A 17958-nucleotide genomic window follows, 5' to 3' on the forward strand; every position below is an offset into this window, starting at 1 on the left:
AGGATTCCCCGATGGCAGACCAGCGTGCCGAACTTACTTGGTCGGAAGACCAGATCCCGGTCTCGGATCGGTTCGATGACCCCTATTACTCGTTGCAGAACGGGTTAGAGGAAACGCGTCATGTGTTTCTGGCAGGCAACGATCTGCCAACGCGCTTTGTACCGGGGTTTCACATCGCTGAACTAGGCTTTGGCACCGGCCTGAATCTGTTGACCGCGTGGTCGGCGTGGGAAGCAGCAGGGCAGACTACACCTTTACGGTTCACCAGCTTCGAGGCCTTTCCGATGGCGCCTGACGATATGGCGCGTGCTTTAGCCGCCTTCCCCGAGATGACACCGTGGGCCGATCGCTTTCTGAAAACATGGAATGGGCAGAAATGCGTGCTGGACACGTTGCATCTTGAGGTCAACGTCGGAGACGCGCGCCAGACCTTGCCCACATGGGCAGGTGAGGCAGATGCGTGGTTTTTGGATGGCTTCTCACCCGCAAAAAACCCCGAGCTGTGGGAGGCTGACCTGATGCAGCAGGTGGCGGAGCACACGATCCAAGGCGGTACAGCGGCAACCTATACTGCCGCGGGTTTCGTGCGTCGGGGCCTATCCGACGCAGGTTTTGATGTTACCCGCAGCCCCGGCTTTGGCCGTAAACGGCACATGACCCGGGCGGTGAAGCAATGAGCCAGAAGAACAACGTCAACGCCGGTATAGCGCTTATGGTCAGCGCGACGATCGTGTTTGCTTTGCAGGATGGGATTTCGCGCCATCTGGCCGGTACCTACAATACGTATATGGTGGTGATGATCCGGTACTGGTTCTTTGCCGCATTCGTGATTGCTCTGGCTGCGAGATCTAGCGGAGGTTTGCGGGCGGCGGCGCAAACCAGCCAGTTGGGACTCCAGATATTCCGGGGTGTGTTACTGGCCGCAGAAATTTGTGTCGCCGTTTTCAGCTTTACCATTCTGGGCTTGATTGAAAGCCAGGCCGTTTTCATCAGCTATCCGCTGCTGATCGCTGCCCTCAGCAGCCCGGTTCTGGGTGAGAAAGTCGGCTGGCGTCGCTGGGCTGCCATCGGGGTCGGCTGCATCGGGGTGTTGATCATCCTGCAGCCCGGTGCCGGTGTGTTCAACCCTTGGGCTGTGATCCCGCTGATCTCGGCGTTTATGTTCGCGATTTATGGCCTGCTGACACGGTATGCGGCTCGGCGGGACAGTACCGCGACCAGTTTTTTCTGGACTGGGGTGGCTGGTGCAGTCGCAATGACTGCTGTCGGTGTCTGGTTTTGGGAACCCATGGCCAGCAGCGATTGGTTTTGGATGGGGTTGCTTTGCATCGCAGGCGCTCTGGGACACTGGCTATTGATTAAGTGCTACGAAATGGCCGAGGCCAGCGCCGTGCAACCCTTTGCCTATTTCCATCTGATGTGGAGCGCAATTCTCGGCATCACGATCTTCCACGAGACCCTGCGCCCCGAGGTTGTTCTGGGCGCAGCTTTGGTGATCGCTGCGGGCCTGTTCACCTTATGGCGCGAACGACGAAAGGGTTGAACCGGTTAGTTCCTTTGAGAATGGCACTGGTAAAGCTGGCTGCCCAAGCCGAGCGCGATAGACCGGCAGGCTTTCGGCGACACGCATGACATAGTTGCGCGTCTCCTTGAAAGGAATGGTCTCAATCCAGTCGATCACGTCCACCTGGCCCCGGCGCGGGTCGCCATAGCGTTCCATCCAAGAAATCGGCCGTCTTGGCCCCGCGTTATATCCAGCGGCCATCATCACGACATTGCCGTTGAAATCCTCTGCAAGCGTTGCAAGATAATTCGCCCCCAGCTTTGCGTTATATTGCCAGTCCGAGGTTAGGCGCGCGGTTTTATGGCCACCCAGAATACCCAAATCCTGAGCCACAAGTTTGGCGGTAGCGGGCATGACCTGCATCAAACCGCGCGCGCCTGCGCCACTGATGACTACCGGATCGAACTCACTTTCGCGTCGGGCAATTGCCAGCGTCATTTCCTTCGCCATGGGAAGTCCCATATCTGCGACCGGGTGCACTGGGTAATAAGCGGCAGGCAAAACAACACCGGTTGTTGCCGCGCGCTTGGCGATCATGACGGCCAGATGCGGTTCGTTCAGTTCGATCACCAGGTCACCCAGCTGAGCGGCCTGGGTTTGATCGAGACCTTCCACCAAATGGGTAAGAAACCGTTCTGAAAGGTTTCCCTCTCCTGCGCGCTGCAACAGCAATCCAGCCTCCAACACGCTTGAGTCAGCGAATGCGGCTTGTTTCCAATGCGGCGCGCGGCGTGGGTTGGCCAATTCGCTGTCAAACGGACGGCCGATTTGTTCCGCCGCCAGCAACCCGTAGAACGAGGTCTGATAGTTCGCGCCTTCGGCATAAGCCTCGTGCGCCTTGTCAGCATCCCCCTGCGCCGCATAGGCGCGGCCCAGCCAATATCCACCGCGACCCTTCGAAATCGGCGATTGCACCGCCTCCGAGAAATTCTGGAAATGCCGCACCGCCGTGGCCGGATCATTCAGCTTGCGCAGCGCCAGAAATCCCGAGAGCCACTCCAAATCAGCATAGCCATAGCCCATTTCGGGGGTCATGTGGTGATTGGCGGCAATCGCATAGGCGCGTTCGGCATCTCCCGTTCGCATCTCAAGACGTGCCAGTCTGCGTCGCCCTTCCGCCCATTTGTCGGGTTCACCCAGCGATTTTGGTCCGGTCGAGCGTGCCAACATCAGATCAATGGCGCTGTCGTCCAGTTCTTTGCGATCCCGCCACACGAAACGATCAAATGCCAGGCCAGGGTCTTTGGCCAGTGATTCCGGCACTGCGGCGATTTTGCCGTCCACTCCGTTTTCGCGCTTTTGCAGGGCAATGCGCGCCTCGGCCAGTTTGCGCTGCTCAGAGTTGACCAGGGGCAGCATCCGCCCGGCGCTGACCAGATGCCCATCCCACAACATCCGATCCAACCTGGCCTCGTGATGTGGTCTCAGAAGCTTCCCGAAGTTCTCAAGATAATCCTTTTGTAGGCCCGACCCCATCGGCATGGTTCGCCACGCGGTTACGACGTCGGCTTCTGCTTCACCATTGCGGCCTTGGCTTTTCAAGGCCACGGCATAATTCAAAGCACCTTCTGCTGTTTGCGGTGGCATCCCTTCGTAGAATTTCAGAGCTCGATTCGGATCGGCCCCGGTGAATGATGGCTCGCTCTTACGGCGCAGCCAGGCCAAACCGGGCCAATCCGGGCGCCGCTCAAGAAACACCAGCACATCGCCCGAGCTGCCAAAACCTTCGCGTAGCCAATGCCAGACAATAATGTCCCGCGCCACCGATCCACGCTGGCCTGCAACGCGCAGCGCGGCATTCCAATCGCCCTTGCGCATCTCATAGAGCCCCGCGCGCAAATCCTGCGTCGCATCCGCACGAGTGGCATGCGGCTGTAGCATTAGCGCAAGAATCATCGCTATTCCAAGCGACAGAATACGTCTCATCCCTTGCATTCCCCAACAAACCAAGGATACAGCCATGCAGGATAAACCTTGCGCCGCCGGGATCAACTCACAAACCCTTAATCGTGACAGACCGGTGCGCAAAAAACACCTAAGGAGCGTTCCATGTTTAAAGGCTCAATGCCAGCCCTGGTCACCCCGTTCAGCAACGGCGCGTTGGACCTGGAAACGCTCAAACACCTGGTGGAATGGCAAATACAGCAAGGTTCGACCGGTCTGGTTCCGGTTGGTACGACCGGCGAAAGCCCGACCCTCAGCCATGAAGAACATGAAACGGTTATCGCCGAAGTGGTGAAGGCTGCAGCAGGTCGCGTGCCTGTCATCGCAGGCGCGGGCTCCAACAATACTGTCGAGGCAATTCGGTTTGTTCAGTTTGCGCAAAAAATCGGTGCGGATGCGGCGCTGGTCGTAACCCCCTATTACAACAAGCCGACCCAGAAGGGGCTGCTGGCGCATTTCCAAACTCTGCATGACAGTGCCGATATCCCGATCATCATCTACAACATCCCGGGTCGTTCGGTCATCGACATGACTCCTGCAACGATGGGTGAGCTGGCGAAACTGCCGCGCATCATCGGGGTCAAGGACGCGACCGGAGATCTGGCGCGCGTCAGCCAGCAGCGTGCAAGCTGTGGTGCGGATTTCTGCCAGCTATCCGGTGAAGACGCCACAGCACTGGGCTTCAACGCTCATGGCGGAGTGGGCTGCATCTCGGTCACCGCAAACGTGGCTCCGAAGCTCTGTGCTGAATTCCAGCAGGCAACGCTGAATGGCGACTACGAAATGGCGCTGGAGTATCAGGACCGCCTGATGCCCCTGCACGAAGCGATCTTCATCGAGCCCGGTCTGGTTGGTGCAAAATACGCGCTCAGCAAACTTGGCCTGTGTAGCACCGAAGTGCGCTCGCCTCTGACCGAGCTGGAAGACAGCACCAAAGCCGCTATCGAAGCAGCAATGGCGCATGCTGGATTAATCTGAAATCAATACACGGACTCGTAAGGGCGGCCTCGAAGATCGAGCGCCGCCCTTTCTTTAATTCGGGATCCAAATTTCATCTGGCTAGAAATACCTCGGGGGAGGCGCGGCTTGCCGCGACGGGGGCAGAGCCCCCATCAACGCTTGCCGTAGTACAACCCAACCACATGCTCTGCTTGCGCGAAGAACAACCAGCGTGAAACAGCGACGCCGGTGAGATGCGACAGCACCGCCACCAGCGCGAAGACATGCTTGATCAGAACACCTGAGACGGGGAGCAGGATCAGCAGTAAAGGCAGCACAAAAGCCAGACCAAAGGATATCATCCGTAGTTTCTGCGCATGCTTCCGACCGACAACATGCACAAACTCACGCAGCAGATAGTTTGTACCTGTATGAGGTGGTTCAAATGCGCGGACAGCGCCTCGCTCACCAAGCCCTGTCGCGGTTGCGAGCGTGGTTCCCGATCGGGACAACGCATCGTCGCCCTTGGCCCAATAGGCAAGCTGTACAGCGCCGGCAATAGCCAGCAACCAAGGGGCAAGCGCTTCCGCTCCGGCCAACAAAGCACCGCCTGCAATGCTGAACGACAAGAACATGGCCGGTGTCAGGTTCATGTTCCAGCGAGGGATGGTCTTGAGCTGCGTGTAGATCATCGATGTGGTGAAGACCGTGGCCAGCGAGAATGCCGCCCCGATCCAGCCCAGCACACCCCAGCGTTGGCCTAGAAAGACCGCACCAATAGCATAAAGCCCCATGACGAGCAGCGCGATGACCGCGCACCAGCCCTCGCGGCTGAGCCAGCTTGAGCGCCACTGGGTGAAGGCTTTCCAGGCGCGCTCGGGGTGGCCGAGGTGGAAGGTCGACGCGAGCAAACCTCCGACGGACAAGCCATAGGCAATTGCGAAAAACACAAACGCGACCCAGCCCGAGACGTCAGGTATGCCGAGCCCCAGGAAGAACAAGAGTCCAAATCCGAGGCCGGACAGGGTGGTAAAGATGATAACGGAAGGTGCCGGGTGCATCAGAGCTTCTCCAGGGTCTTGTCGAGCCAGCCGAGGAAACCCTTGGGCTCTTCGGCGACCGGGGCCAGCAGAGGGGCTAGGATGTCAATCTGCTCCTCAATTTTGTCCTTGGGTCGGGGCGGCAGGTACTTGTTGACGGGCTTGGTGCCCTGTTCAGGCATCAGATCCATGCCGCCACGCTCGGCGACCAACCTGCTGACATCGCTGTCAGGGTCGCCGAGATCGCCAAAGTGTCGGGCACCTGCCGGGCAGGTGCGCACACAAGAGGGCACACGATCCACCTCGGGTAGGTTCTCGTTGTAAATCCGATCGACGCAAAGCGTGCATTTCTTCATAACGCCTTCGGCCTGATCCAGTTCGCGTGCGCCATAGGGGCAGGACCACGCGCACAGGCCGCAGCCGATGCAGTCATTTTCGTTGACCAGAACGATTCCGTCCTCGACCCGCTTGTAGCTGGCACCGGTGGGGCAGACGGTCACGCAGGGTGCGTCTTCACAATGCAGGCAGGATTTTGGGAAGTGGATCAATTGGGCATGCCCTTCGGCGGGTTGCACCTCGTAAGAGTGCACCCGGTTCAGGAAGGTGCCTGAAGGGTCAGCACCATAAGCATCCTGATCCGACAGTGGCGCGCCGTAGTTTTCGGTGTTCCAGCCTTTGCATGAAATGACGCAGGCATGGCAGCCAACGCAGGTGTCCAGATCAATGACCAGACCCATCTTGCGTTCGGTTGATTGGGGGAGCTGGGTCATGACTGCCTTGCCTCTGCGATTGTGGTCAGGGCGGGCTGGGGCTCTGCCCCAGACCCCGAGATATTTATAGCCAGATGAAGAACGGATCGGGTCATTTGCCCACCTTCCAGGCCAAATCCTTTGGCCCCTGCCCGACCGGCGATTTGATTGGAGCGAATTCTGGCTGGCTTTCAGCATCGCTTGGAGCGGCGGCCTTTTCGATTTTTACCTTCAGATCGAACCAGGCGGCCTGACCGGTGATCGGATCAGAGTTTGCCCAGCGCAGGCCGTCACCTTTGGGGGGCAGCAGCTCGTGGATCAGGTGGTTGAGCAGGAAACCCTTGGTGGCCTCGGGGGCGTCTTTCTGCAAGGCCCAGGCCCCTTTGCGCTTTCCGATGGCATTCCAAGTCCACACGGTATTGTTGTTCAGCGCAGCCATCTCCATGACGGGTACCGTGATCTCGCCATGTGGAGAGCTGACTTTGGCCCAATCGCCGTCTTGCAGCCCGTGTTCACGCATCAGCTTGGTCGGGACGTATAGCGGGTTGCGCCCATGCAGCTGACGCAACCAGGCGTTTTGTGTGCCCCAACTATGATACATCGCCATTGGCCGCTGGGTCAGAGCGTTGACGGTGAAACCTTCATTGCTGGTCTGATCGGTTTCGTACCAAATGGGCAGGGGGTCCATTGTATCTTGGATCTGCGCGCGCAGGTGATCTGGGGGCTGGCGTTCCCCGTAGCCTTCGGCGGCCAGTTGGAATTTACGCATCGGCTCGGAATAGAGCTGGAATAGATAGGGCTGTGGGCTGTCATAGATACCCATGCCCACAGCCCAGTCTTGATAGGCAGTGTTCCAAGGTTTGTAGTAATCCGCACCTTCGGGAATATGCGCGACATAGAAGCCACCATTCTCGATGTATTGGTTCAATTGGTTGGGGTTAACCTCGCCACGACCTTCCTTGTCGCCGTTTTCGCCCCGGAAACCGGCAAGCGGTCCAATGCCCGGCTTACGTTCGTGGTTGACGATATAGTCGGCGTAATCCGTCCACTTGGCGCTGCCATCATCGTTGGTAAAGCCGGGCAGATCCATGCGATTGGCCAGATCAATCAGCACCGACTGGAAGCCGCGTACGTCGCGGTCGGGTTCAATCACCGGCCAACGGATCGCGTCTGCCGCTGCCTCGGCCTCGCAGATCGGGCGGTCCAGCAGCGAGATACAGTCGTGTCGTTCCAGATAAGTTGTGTCGGGCAGGATAAGGTCGGCATAGGCCACCATTTCCGAGGAATAAGCATCGGAATAGATGATATGCGGGATCACGTAGTCGCCGTTCTCATCCTTGTCCGTCAGCATCTCCATGACACCCTTGGTGTTCATGGTCGAGTTCCAGGACATGTTCGCCATGTACATGAACAACGTGTCGATCTTGTAGGGATCGCCCGCATGTGCGTTCGAGATCACCATATGCATCAGCCCGTGGCTGGACATCGGGTTTTCCCATGTAAACGCTTTGTCGATCCGCGCCGGGCTGCCGTCTTCTTTAAGCGCCAGATGCTCGGGGCCGCGAACAAACCCCAGATGCGGCCCGTCCAGAGGTGTATTCGGAGTCACCTTACAATGCGGAGTCGGATGCGCCTCAACTGGCTTGGGGTAGGGCGGCTTGAAGCGGAAGCCGCCGGGGACTTCGACCGTTCCAAGCAGGATCTGCAACACATGCAGGGCGCGGCAGGTCTGGAAACCGTTCGCGTGGGCCGAAACGCCGCGCATCGAGTGCATCGCGACGGGGCGACCAATCATCTTCGAGTGTTTCTCGCCCCGGAAATCGGTCCATTCATGGTCCAGTTCGAACGCTTCATCAAAGGCCACACGGGCGAGCTCGCCAGCAATCGCGCGAATGCGGGTCGCTGGTACGCCGCATTTTTCTGCGATTGCCTCGGGGGCGTATTCATCCGCCAGATACCGTTCTGCCATGTGGTGGAAGACGGGGCGGTGGGTGACACCGTCCTTTTCGTAGGTCGCTGATAGGTCAGGGCGGACGCCGGGGGTGTCGAAAGCAGTCAGCTTGCCGGTATTGCGGTCGATGACCAATGGCTTGCCGTCATCGTCTTTCAGGAACAGACCCTTTTCCGGACCGTCGGATACGTTGATCAGGACCGGCGCGTTGGTGTAGCGACTTAGGTAATCCAGATCGATTTTGCCTGCCTTCATCAGCACATGGATCATCGACAAGATGAACAGGCCATCGGTACCGGGGGTGATGCCGACCCAATCATCTGCCACGGCGTTATAGCCCGAGCGGATCGGATTTACCCCAATCACCCGGGCACCGCGCGCCTTGATCTTGCCGATGCCCATTTTAATCGGGTTGCTGTCGTGGTCTTCTGCAACGCCGAACAGCATGAACAGCTTGGTGTGATCCCAGTCGGGCTGACCGAACTCCCAGAATGCACCGCCCATCGTGTAGATGCCACCGGCTGCCATGTTGACCGAACAGAACCCGCCATGGGCCGCATAGTTACAGGTGCCGAAATTCTGTGCCCAGAAACTGGTGAAGCTCTGGCTCTGATCACGGCCGGTGAAAAAGGCCAGTTTCTCAGGGTTGTCTTCGCGGATCGGTTTTAGCCAACCGACAGCGATCTCGAGCGCCTCGTCCCAACTGATCTCTTCGAACTCGCCAGACCCACGCGGGCCGACGCGTTTGAGCGGTGCGCGTAGGCGCGACGGGGCGTTCACCTGCATAATCCCCGCGCTGCCTTTGGCGCAGAGAACGCCCTTGTTTACCGGATGATCCCGATTGCCTTCGATATAGGCGACCTTCCCATCCTTCATGTGCACGTTGATACCGCAGCGGCAGGCACACATGTAGCATGTAGTCCGGCGGATCTCGTCTGACACGGGTGGGGATAGGTTGAGGTTCGGTTGTTGATTCACGCTGTCTCTCCCTGTGGCGGATCGCCTTGGTACCTGTACGTGTTGAACACACTGGAGCGTAAGCACACCGGGCTCAACCATATAGAGGAAGAGAGTGCAGGCACCCCCTTCCTCTGCTTTTTTTAAGGGGACCGGTTGAACCCGGTCCGACTTATGTTTTTGACAGCAATCAAACCTGCTGCAGACGCATGTCGCTTGCGTCGATACCTGCAACCTCAACCGGCTTCTTCATCGCGTCGCGACGGAAGGGTTCACCCAGTTCCTGGTTGATCATTGCTTCGATCAGGGTGGTGATGCCGTTCTTCTGATCCTCGATCGCCTGGCTCAGCGCCGCAGTCAGCTCATCCTGAGTGCGTGCGATGACGCCTTTCAGGCCACAGGCGTTGGCGATGCCGGCATAGGACACTTTTGTGTCCAACTCGGTGCCGACGAAGTTGTCATCGAACCACAGGGTCGAGTTGCGCTTTTCCGCACCCCACTGGTAGTTGCGGAACACAACCTGAGTGATGGCTGGCCATTCTTCGCGACCGATGGCGGTCAGTTCAGTGACTGCAATGCCAAAGGCACCGTCGCCAGAGAAGCCGACAACTGGTACATCCGGGCAGCCGATCTTCGCGCCAATGACCGAAGGCAGGCCATAGCCACAGGGGCCGAACAGGCCGGGGGCCAGATACTTGCGGCCTTCTTCAAACGAAGGATAGGCGTTGCCGATGGCGCAGTTGTTGCCGATGTCGGACGAGATGATCGCCTCTTTCGGCAGCGCGGACTGGATCGCGCGCCATGCTTTGCGCGGGCTCAGCCAGTCCGGCTTGGCAGCGCGCGCGCGTTCGTTCCACGTGGTGCCCGGATCGTCCTGCTCGTGGTCCATCGAGGTCAGCTCTTGCGCCCAACGCGATTTGGTTTCGGCGATCTTAGCCTTGCGCGCGTCGCGGCCTTCGTCACCGGCTGTGTCGGACAGTTGGTTCAGGATGCTGGTGGCAACGGTCGCCGCATCGCCCACGATACCAACCGAGACCTTCTTGGTCAGGCCGATGCGGTCGGGGTTGATGTCGACCTGAATGATCTTTGCATCTGCAGGCCAGTACTCCATTCCGTAACCCGGCAGGGTCGAGAAGGGGTTCAGGCGGGTGCCGAGGCATAGAACAACGTCTGCTTCCTTGATCAGCTGCATACCGGCTTTTGAGCCGTTGTAGCCCAGTGGGCCAGCGAACAGTGGGTGCGAGCCGGGGAAAGCGTCATTGTGCTGGTAGCCAACGCAGACCGGAGCGTCCAGACGCTCGGCCAGTGCTTTCGACGCTTCGATGCCGCCTTTCGACAGAACGGTGCCTGCACCGTTCAGGATAACGGGGTTCTTTGCGTTCGACAGCAGAGCTGCAGCTTCGGACACGGCCGTTGCACCACCCGAAGGCAGTTCAAACTCAACAACAGCAGGCAGCTCGATGTCGATCACCTGAGTGAAGAAGTCGCGCGGAACGTTGATCTGCGCAGGTGCCGAGGCGCGCTTGGCGTTCATGATCACCCGGCTCAGAACCTCTGCCATACGGCTGGGGTCACGCACCTCTTCCTGGTAGCAAACGCAGTCTGCGAACATGCGCATCTGCTCCATTTCCTGGAAACCACCTTGACCCATGGTCTTGTTTGCGGCCTGCGGAGTGACCAGCAGCAGCGGAGTGTGGTTCCAATAGGCAGTTTTGACGGCGGTCACAAAGTTGGTGATGCCGGGGCCGTTCTGGGCGATCATCATCGACATCTTGCCGGTTGCGCGGGTATAGCCGTCGGCCATCATGCCGCCGGACCCTTCGTGGGCACAATCCCAGAAAGTGATGCCTGCTTTGCCAAAGATGTCGGAGATCGGCATCATGGCCGAGCCGATGATACCGAACGCATGTTCGATGCCATGCATCTGCAGGGTTTTTACAAAGGCTTCTTCGGTGGTCATCTTCATCTGCGTAATCTCCGATCATAGAAGGATGGAACGGGGGTTTTGCACCCAGTTTTCTGATCGGTTTTGGCGTACGGGTGTCTGTGGCGTTAGGGCCAGAACCGGTAGCGGTTTAAGTCCAGAGTGCTTAAGAACGCCGGATCGCTTCAGCAATCTGTTGGATTCCCGGTTCGATACGATCCGACGAGATTGAAGAGTAGCCCAGCCGATAAAAGTTCTTTGGCCTGTTCTGGCTTGAAAAAAATGCCTCACCCGGTTCGATATGGACGCTTTGGCGCTGCAGGTCTCGGGCCAGTTTGCTGGTGTCTACATGCAGCGGCGCTTGCATCCAGATCGATGATCCGCCCAGCATCCCGCGCCCAGCAACAGTCAGACCATATTGTCCAATCGCCTCCTCAATCGCTTCGCGACGGCGTTGCAGCGTTTTAGACATGCGCCGGATCTGAGCATCATAGTGGCCGAGCGATAGGAAGTAGGCTGCAGTTCGCTGCATGTGGCCAGGAGGGTGACGCAAGACCAGAGATCGCAGGGCGCGCGCTTCACGGATAAAGGGTTCGGACCCGACCATGTAGCCCAATCGAAGCCCCGGAAACAGCGACTTGGAAAAGCTGCCCACGTAGATCACCCGCCCATCGCGATCCATTGACCTGAGCGCCGGTGACGGGGCCCCGAGAAATGACATTTCAAATTCATAGTCATCCTCGACGATCATGGCATCCAATTCGCGGGCACGACGCAGCAGTGCATGTCGGCGGTCCACCGGCATGGTCGCGGTTGTCGGGCTCTGGTGGCTGGGGGTGGTGAATATGACGTCGGTATCATCTGGGATCGTTTCCGGGGGCAACCCGTCCCGGTCGACCTTCAGATAAGACAGCTTGCATTCCGAGTGAATCAGAAGATCGCGCAGGGCGTAATAGCAGGGGTCCTCGATCGCTGCCCTACGGTTCCGGTTCAGCAATATGCGAGACGCCAGCCAAAGGGCGTTCTGAGCGCCCAGGGTGATCAAGATTTCTTCGGGCCGGGCTACAATTCCGCGGCGGGGAAGAGTATGCCGGGCGATGAATTCAAGCAGCAGCGGGTCATCCTGATCGACATAGTCTCCGGTCAAAGAATCAAAGTCCTTATGTCCCAACGCCCGAACTGCGCAGAGACGCCAGTTTGCATGATCGAACAGCTTTCTGTCGACTTGGCCATAAATGAAGGGATAGCGGTAGTCACGCCAGTTGCTGGGTTTTGTCAGCACATCACCGCCCGAGAAACGGCGGGCAAACGCCTGATCCCAGTCAACCACTTCGGTGTCGCGCCGCACTGGCGTGTAGGTCGGCGGCACTGGCGCATTTTCTGAAACATAGTATCCCGACCGGCCTTTGGCGGTCAGGTAATCATTGGCCAGCAGTTCAGTATAGGCAAGCGTGACCGTAATCCGGCTGACACCCAAATGGGCAGCAAGTTTACGGGACGAGGGCAGCTTTTCCCCGACGTGGAAGCGTCCTGACAGAATGCCTTCGGCAATCAGCTGTTGCAGCTGCGCCTGTAAGGTGCCTTGCCCATTGCGTTCCAAAAAGAATGTGTCGACCGAAATACCCATTGCATCGTTATAGGTTGGACCTAAGGCGGTGGCAATCTGGACTTATGGCCCTGCGAACCATGTGGAGAGTTTTACGCACACGTGTGGTTGACGCAGGATACGAATTAAACTAAATAACCATAAATCTAGTTTAATGGAGATAAAGGATGTGGGAAGAAGCTGCCGCAGGTTTCTCTGCCATGGGCTCGGAAGCCCGATTGAAGGTTCTTAAGACCTTGGTTCGTGCTGGGGAAGCAGGCCTGACCGTTGGAGAAATTCAAACGAGGACAGGAATCGCGCCCTCGACTCTGGCGCATCATCTGCGGTTTCTGGCTGCTGGCGGAGTAGTTGAGCAAGAGAAGATCGGGCGTAGCACGATCAACCGCGCGTGCTTTGACGAATTGAGAAACCTGGCGCAGTTCATCCTAAGTGAATGCTGCGCAGACGAAATCGGAAAGGCCGCAAACGATGGCTGAACTGACCCAAAACCCCAAGCCACTTGCCAGAAACCTGATCGACCTGATCAAAACGCCCTGGGCTCTGATCGTGGTCATACTGGCGCTGGTGGCCATTCTTGATCCGGGCAACTGGACCGAGGTCGTGAGTTTTGCAGCCAAAGCGCTTGCGCATACGGGCCAGTACATCCTGTTTGCTGTTCTGCTGCTATCATACCTGAAGGCAACCGGGGCCGAAGTGATGGTCGCCCGTGCATTTGAGGGTCGCGAGACACGGATGATCTTTCTGGCCGCGTTGTTTGGCGGGCTGGCCCCATTTTGTTCCTGCGAAGTGATCCCATTCATCGCAGGCTTGCTGGCTCTGGGTGCGCCATTGTCGGCCGTGATGGCATTCTGGCTCAGTTCACCGTTGATCGACCCCCCGACGTTGCTGATTACTGCGGGTGCGCTGGGTTGGCCGTTTGCAATTGGTAAAGCGGTTGCCGCTGTCGCGTTGGGTTTGTTCGGCGGGTTTGCCGTGCGCACCCTGATGCAGGGAGGTGCCTTTGCGCAGCCGTTGCGTGAATACAAACCCGCTGGTTGCTGCGGTTGCGGACCAAAGCAAGATGACAAACCCGTCTGGAAGTTCTGGCAAGACCCTGACCGTCGGACGCGCTTTCGGGTTGAGTTCGTTCATAACGGTCTGTTCTTGCTCAAATGGCTGGCATTTGCCTACGTGCTCGAAGCATTGCTGGTCAGCTATGTTCCGGCAGACCTGATCGCCCGCGTTGTTGGTGGTGAGGGTGTTGTACCAATCGTCATCGCAGCCTTGGTCGGAATGCCTGCCTATCTGAACTCTTACGTCGCACCACCGCTTCTTGCGGGTCTGATGGAGCAGGGTATGAGTGCGGGTGCTGCGATGTCGTTCATGGTGGCCGGCGCCGTCAGTTCGATACCTGCGATGGCGGCCGTGTGGTCACTGGTGAAACCGCGCGTCTTTGCCACCTATCTGGGATTGGGCATCAGCGGCGCTATCGTAGCAGGCATCCTGTTTCAGATGATCTGAACAAAAAACCGCTCGGTTGAGCCACCGGGCGGTTTTCCTTTTCTAGCTAGCTTCGCAATATCGTGGCAGTTTGAACCGATACCTTGGCTCTCCACTTTCAACGAAAACCCGTTTCTCGATACAGGCTTGGGTTCCAACTGTCTGAGCAATCGGCCCTTCGGTCGAGGTGATTGATGCTGCCGAGCCATCCGGCAAGCGCACCGAAGCAATGACCCCGTTCTTGAGATCGCCATTGATCGGTGTCGCCGACAAAACCGCGACGGTGAGAAACGCCTCGTGCTCGTGCTTGCCGTCGTCATTCAGCAATAGCAAGCCAGCGACTATTGCAATCATCACTACGGCACCTGTAATGGCCAACCACCAGGATTTCAGGAACACATAGATTGAAACGGCACGATGCGCGTCGAAGAATAAGGATAGAACCTTTAGCATCAAATCACCCAAAAAATCGGGTCCCGGCTATTCGAGGCCGGGACCATGCGCATCTCAGGGGCGCAGATCGTCTTCGTCTTCTTCATCACCACCACCCTTGGGCAGGTTGAAGAAGCTATCCGCATCGACGATGGGCTCTTCTTCTTCCTTCTCGTTGGTGTCCTCGGACAACGAGAATGTCTCGAGACCTTCGATCGCGGTCGGGATCTTGGGCGCTGAATCCATCTCAAGCGACTGTTCGGTCGACACCAGTTTGCGACGCTCATCATCGCTCATCACGCCACCTTCAGCTGCTTTCTTGGCCGCAGCCTTTTGCACGATGGCATCCAGTTCGGATTGTTTGCACAGACCCAGGGCAACCGGATCGATCGGCTGCATGTTCGAGATGTTCCAGTGCGTCCGCTCGCGGATCGACTGGATGGTCGGCTTGGTGGTGCCGACCAGCTTGGCAATCTGGCCGTCGCTGAGTTCCGGGTGGAACTTGACCAGCCACAGGATCGAGTTCGGACGGTCCTGACGCTTGGACAGCGGGGTGTAGCGCGGACCACGGCGTTTCTCTTCGCCTGATGCCGCCGGATTGAATTTCAGCTTCAGCTTGTGCAGCGGGTTGTTTTGCGCGGTGTCAATTTCTTCCTGAGTCAGCTGGTTGTTGGCTATCGGGTCAAACCCTTTGACACCTGCAGCCACATCACCATCCGCAATACCCTGCACTTCCAGCTCGTGCATGCCTACGAAATCCGCGATCTGCTTGAAGCTGATCGTGGTGTTGTCCACCAGCCATACGGCGGTTGCCTTGGCCATAAGCGGTTTTGCCATCAGCCCGTCTCCTATAAATACATCTGTCCCGTCGCCGGAATTCGGCGGCCCCGAAGCTATGGGGCAGGTTTCCGTTGTCGGGGAACTTGGGGCCTATATAGTCGCGACAGCTAAAGAAGGGAAGAGGCGAATGCGCTGGGCGATTTTGTGGGTGCTAAGTGCCATGGCTGCGATGGCCGAGGGCGAAAAGGCGGGCGATTTTGACTACTACGTTCTGTCGCTCAGCTGGTCGCCCAATTGGTGCGCCCGCGAGGGCGATGCGCGCGGATCGGATCAGTGCAACGCACGACACGATCACGGATGGATATTGCATGGTCTCTGGCCGCAATTCCATCAGGGTTGGCCTTCGTACTGTCGCACGTCCGAAGCGCCACCCACACGCCGCATGACGCGGGAAATGGAGGATATTCAGGGCTCATCCGGGTTGGCCTGGCATCAATGGAAAAAGCACGGCACCTGTTCGGGCCTCAGTGCACCCGACTATTTCGCCCTGTCGCGGCAGGCTTATGCAGGTGTTGCGCGCCCCGAAGTGTTCCGCAAGCTGGACGCGACGGTCAAACTGCCCGCTTCGGTGGTGGAAGAGGCCTTTCTCAAGGCCAATCCCACGCTCGAGCCTGACATGATCACCATCACCTGTAAGCAAGGCTATATCGAAGAAGTCCGCCTGTGCTTGTCCCGCGATCTTGACCCGGTGCCCTGTGGCCGCGACGTGATCCGTGATTGCACCGCCAAAGACGCAGTGTTTGATCCGATTCGTTAGAGCTTTTTGTTCTGGCAGTCGCGCGCATAATCCAGCGCTTTGGCGGTGCCTTTCAGATCAATCGCCATGACGGTCTGACCTTCTGGATTGTAGACGGTCATGGTCTTGTTCTGCGCAATCGAGGTGACGAAACTCCGGTCCGTAAAGAACACCGTCGCGCCGGGCACGCGATCCTGCTTGAACCCGATGGCGGTGGCATCAAAGCTCTTGCCGTCCAGCTCAAACCGGATTGGATATTGTTCCCCCGGTTTAATGTCGCCCCAAGCCTTGTTGTAAACGGTGAAATACCCGCGATTATCCAACGCGTCATAGCCTAGCCGCACCACCGAGAGGTCCTGATACACGGTTTGTATCAGGCACCCATTGCCAAGATTGGGGTCCATCATGATGTTCCAGCCTTCGACAAAACCTTTGTCGATGAGTTCTTGGGACAGTGCGGCGGTGGCAGTGAAGGTGGCTAGGGTGAGGGCGAGAAGGCGGCTCATAGTATGGTTTCCCAACATCATGTGGCGAGTTTGATGCCTACTAACGTAGTAGGGTCAATCAATATGATAAACGTGTAATGACGCCCCATCGTTGAAAACAAAGTAGCTTTCAAACTACTGGCAGTCGTCTGAGTTTAAAACGTCGAAGTTTTTGCGAAGTACTGCAGCAATATCTTCAGCGTAACACGCCAACGATTTGTAGTTTGTGCTCGCAAGAGCGTACGCAACAATCCTCAATTCGGTGCCACTAGAGCTCTTGGCCGATGCTTCGAATCTTACAGTATCTGGACGGTTCTTTCCGATATTCGCAAATAATGGGTCCAGGGGACCACCATTGGAAGAATTTCAACGTCCGCCCAGTTTTCTAACAGAATGACAAGTATGTCTGTATCATCGATTCCACTTGGACGAGCAAAGGGGTCGACGACCGGGTTTTCTGCGGCAATTCTATTGTAAAACCCATCAAGTGTCTGATCGTCCATGTTTGAGATCACAGCTAGTCTAAGATGTTCTGGACTCGCCGCGCTTGCGAGACAGCAAAACACTACAGCACCTAGTGCCAAGATCTGCGAACGCACGGCTGGTTTGAGTTTCTGCATCTTAGTTGTTACAAATTTCATCTTTGAAGCGAAAAAGACTATAATTCCTTCCTCGCCCTAAGCGCTGCCGTAATCGTCCCATCATCCAGATAGTCCAACTCGCCCCCAATCGGCACACCTTGTGCCAGCGAGGTCAGGCGCACCTGCCCCTCCAACTGATCCGCGATGTAGTGGGCGGTGGTCTGACCATCGACGGTGGCGTTCAGGGCGAGGATGATCTCGGTAGTACTTTCGGCCACAACCCGGTCCTTCAACCGGGGGATGCGCAATTCATCCGGGCCGACTCCGTCCAAAGCCGACAACGTGCCGCCCAAAACGTGATAGCGGCCCTTGAAGACCCCGGCGCGCTCCATCGCCCAAAGATCTGCGACGTCTTCGACTACGCACAGTTCTCCGGTTGCGCGGGCCTCATCATTGCAGATGTCGCAGATATCAGTGGTGCCCACATTGCCGCAGTTCAGGCATTCACGGGCAGTTACGGCTACCTGCTGCATGGCGTCAGAAAGCGGCGTCAGCAGCAGGGCGCGTTTGCGGATCAGGTGCAGGACTGCGCGGCGGGCCGAGCGGGGGCCGAGACCGGGCAGCTTGGCCATCAGGTCGATCAGATTGTCGATGTCACTGTTCGAACTCACCGTGAGACCCTCGCAATTGGGCCAGGGAAACACGCCCCGGCCATAGATCCGTCAGGAGGG

General features: G+C 57.6%; 16 protein-coding genes. 6 read left to right on the top strand and 10 right to left on the bottom strand.

The annotated features are described in order from the left end of the window. Positions 1-11 precede the first annotated feature (11 nt). On the top strand, positions 12-677 hold the full coding sequence (mnmC2, locus tag ACR0MP_RS17365; RefSeq protein ID WP_480887376.1) for a tRNA (5-methylaminomethyl-2-thiouridine)(34)-methyltransferase MnmC2: 666 nt from the start codon (positions 12-14) through the stop codon (positions 675-677). Then, on the top strand, positions 674-1543 hold the full coding sequence (locus ACR0MP_RS17370; RefSeq protein WP_480887374.1) for a DMT family transporter: 870 nt from the start codon (positions 674-676) through the stop codon (positions 1541-1543). The genes mnmC2 and ACR0MP_RS17370 overlap by 4 nt, the downstream gene beginning before the upstream one ends. Here the strand turns inward: ACR0MP_RS17370 and ACR0MP_RS17375 are convergent. Continuing rightward, on the bottom strand, positions 1517-3490 hold the full coding sequence (locus ACR0MP_RS17375; protein ID WP_480887372.1) for a transglycosylase SLT domain-containing protein: 1974 nt from the start codon (positions 3488-3490) through the stop codon (positions 1517-1519). The two genes, ACR0MP_RS17370 and ACR0MP_RS17375, sit on opposite strands and share 27 nt — an antisense overlap. Before the next feature lie 123 nt (positions 3491-3613). Between ACR0MP_RS17375 and dapA the strand changes: the two genes are divergently transcribed. Next, entirely contained in the window at positions 3614-4486 is an 873-nt protein-coding gene (gene dapA, locus ACR0MP_RS17380) for a 4-hydroxy-tetrahydrodipicolinate synthase (protein WP_170406596.1), read from the top strand. Positions 4487-4620: 134 nt separating this feature from the next. Here the strand turns inward: dapA and ACR0MP_RS17385 are convergent, their stop codons facing one another. From ACR0MP_RS17385 to pdxR, 5 genes are all read right to left on the bottom strand, one after another. Next, positions 4621-5508 (bottom strand): DmsC/YnfH family molybdoenzyme membrane anchor subunit, encoded by an 888-nt coding sequence (locus ACR0MP_RS17385; RefSeq protein ID WP_170406593.1) that lies wholly within the window; start codon positions 5506-5508, stop codon positions 4621-4623. Further along, on the bottom strand, positions 5508-6257 hold the full coding sequence (locus tag ACR0MP_RS17390) for a 4Fe-4S dicluster domain-containing protein (protein WP_170406588.1): 750 nt from the start codon (positions 6255-6257) through the stop codon (positions 5508-5510). Before ACR0MP_RS17390 ends, ACR0MP_RS17385 begins: the two co-directional genes overlap by 1 nt. A gap of 91 nt (positions 6258-6348) precedes the next feature. After that, positions 6349-9165 (bottom strand): molybdopterin oxidoreductase family protein, encoded by a 2817-nt coding sequence (locus ACR0MP_RS17395; protein WP_480887370.1) that lies wholly within the window; start codon positions 9163-9165, stop codon positions 6349-6351. Between the two features lie 169 nt (positions 9166-9334). Further along, the gene (xsc, locus tag ACR0MP_RS17400) at positions 9335-11110 is read right to left on the bottom strand and encodes a sulfoacetaldehyde acetyltransferase (RefSeq protein WP_170514751.1); all 1776 of its coding nucleotides are present in this window, start codon (positions 11108-11110) and stop codon (positions 9335-9337) included. Positions 11111-11234: 124 nt separating this feature from the next. Beyond that, entirely contained in the window at positions 11235-12695 is a 1461-nt protein-coding gene (gene pdxR, locus ACR0MP_RS17405) for a MocR-like pyridoxine biosynthesis transcription factor PdxR (protein WP_170398719.1), read from the bottom strand. A 146-nt stretch (positions 12696-12841) separates the two neighbouring features. On the opposite strand from pdxR, the gene ACR0MP_RS17410 reads away from it, so the two are divergent. Continuing rightward, complete coding sequence (locus tag ACR0MP_RS17410; protein ID WP_170398716.1) at positions 12842-13150, top strand: ArsR/SmtB family transcription factor; 309 nt, start codon at positions 12842-12844, stop codon at positions 13148-13150. Beyond that, positions 13143-14174, top strand: a complete 1032-nt coding sequence (locus ACR0MP_RS17415) for a permease (RefSeq protein WP_170406576.1) — start codon at positions 13143-13145, stop codon at positions 14172-14174. The genes ACR0MP_RS17410 and ACR0MP_RS17415 overlap by 8 nt, the downstream gene beginning before the upstream one ends. Before the next feature lie 42 nt (positions 14175-14216). On the opposite strand, the gene ACR0MP_RS17420 is transcribed toward ACR0MP_RS17415, so the two are convergent. Together ACR0MP_RS17420 and ACR0MP_RS17425 are read right to left on the bottom strand one after the other, a co-directional pair. Then, the gene (locus tag ACR0MP_RS17420; RefSeq protein ID WP_170398710.1) at positions 14217-14606 is read right to left on the bottom strand and encodes a hypothetical protein; all 390 of its coding nucleotides are present in this window, start codon (positions 14604-14606) and stop codon (positions 14217-14219) included. A gap of 54 nt (positions 14607-14660) precedes the next feature. Further along, positions 14661-15422 (bottom strand): DUF1013 domain-containing protein, encoded by a 762-nt coding sequence (locus ACR0MP_RS17425; protein ID WP_170406573.1) that lies wholly within the window; start codon positions 15420-15422, stop codon positions 14661-14663. Between the two features lie 130 nt (positions 15423-15552). Between ACR0MP_RS17425 and ACR0MP_RS17430 the strand changes: the two genes are divergently transcribed. Further along, on the top strand, positions 15553-16182 hold the full coding sequence (locus tag ACR0MP_RS17430) for a ribonuclease T2 (RefSeq protein ID WP_170406570.1): 630 nt from the start codon (positions 15553-15555) through the stop codon (positions 16180-16182). Here the strand turns inward: ACR0MP_RS17430 and ACR0MP_RS17435 are convergent. Both ACR0MP_RS17435 and recR read right to left on the bottom strand, forming a co-directional pair. Then, the gene (locus ACR0MP_RS17435; RefSeq protein ID WP_170732496.1) at positions 16179-16667 is read right to left on the bottom strand and encodes a hypothetical protein; all 489 of its coding nucleotides are present in this window, start codon (positions 16665-16667) and stop codon (positions 16179-16181) included. The genes ACR0MP_RS17430 and ACR0MP_RS17435 overlap by 4 nt on opposite strands. Positions 16668-17304: 637 nt before the next feature. Beyond that, complete coding sequence (gene recR / locus ACR0MP_RS17440) at positions 17305-17898, bottom strand: recombination mediator RecR (RefSeq protein ID WP_170736286.1); 594 nt, start codon at positions 17896-17898, stop codon at positions 17305-17307. Between the last annotated feature and the right edge of the window lie 60 nt (positions 17899-17958).

The sequence above is a fragment of the Ruegeria sp. K3 genome (assembly GCF_056531845.1).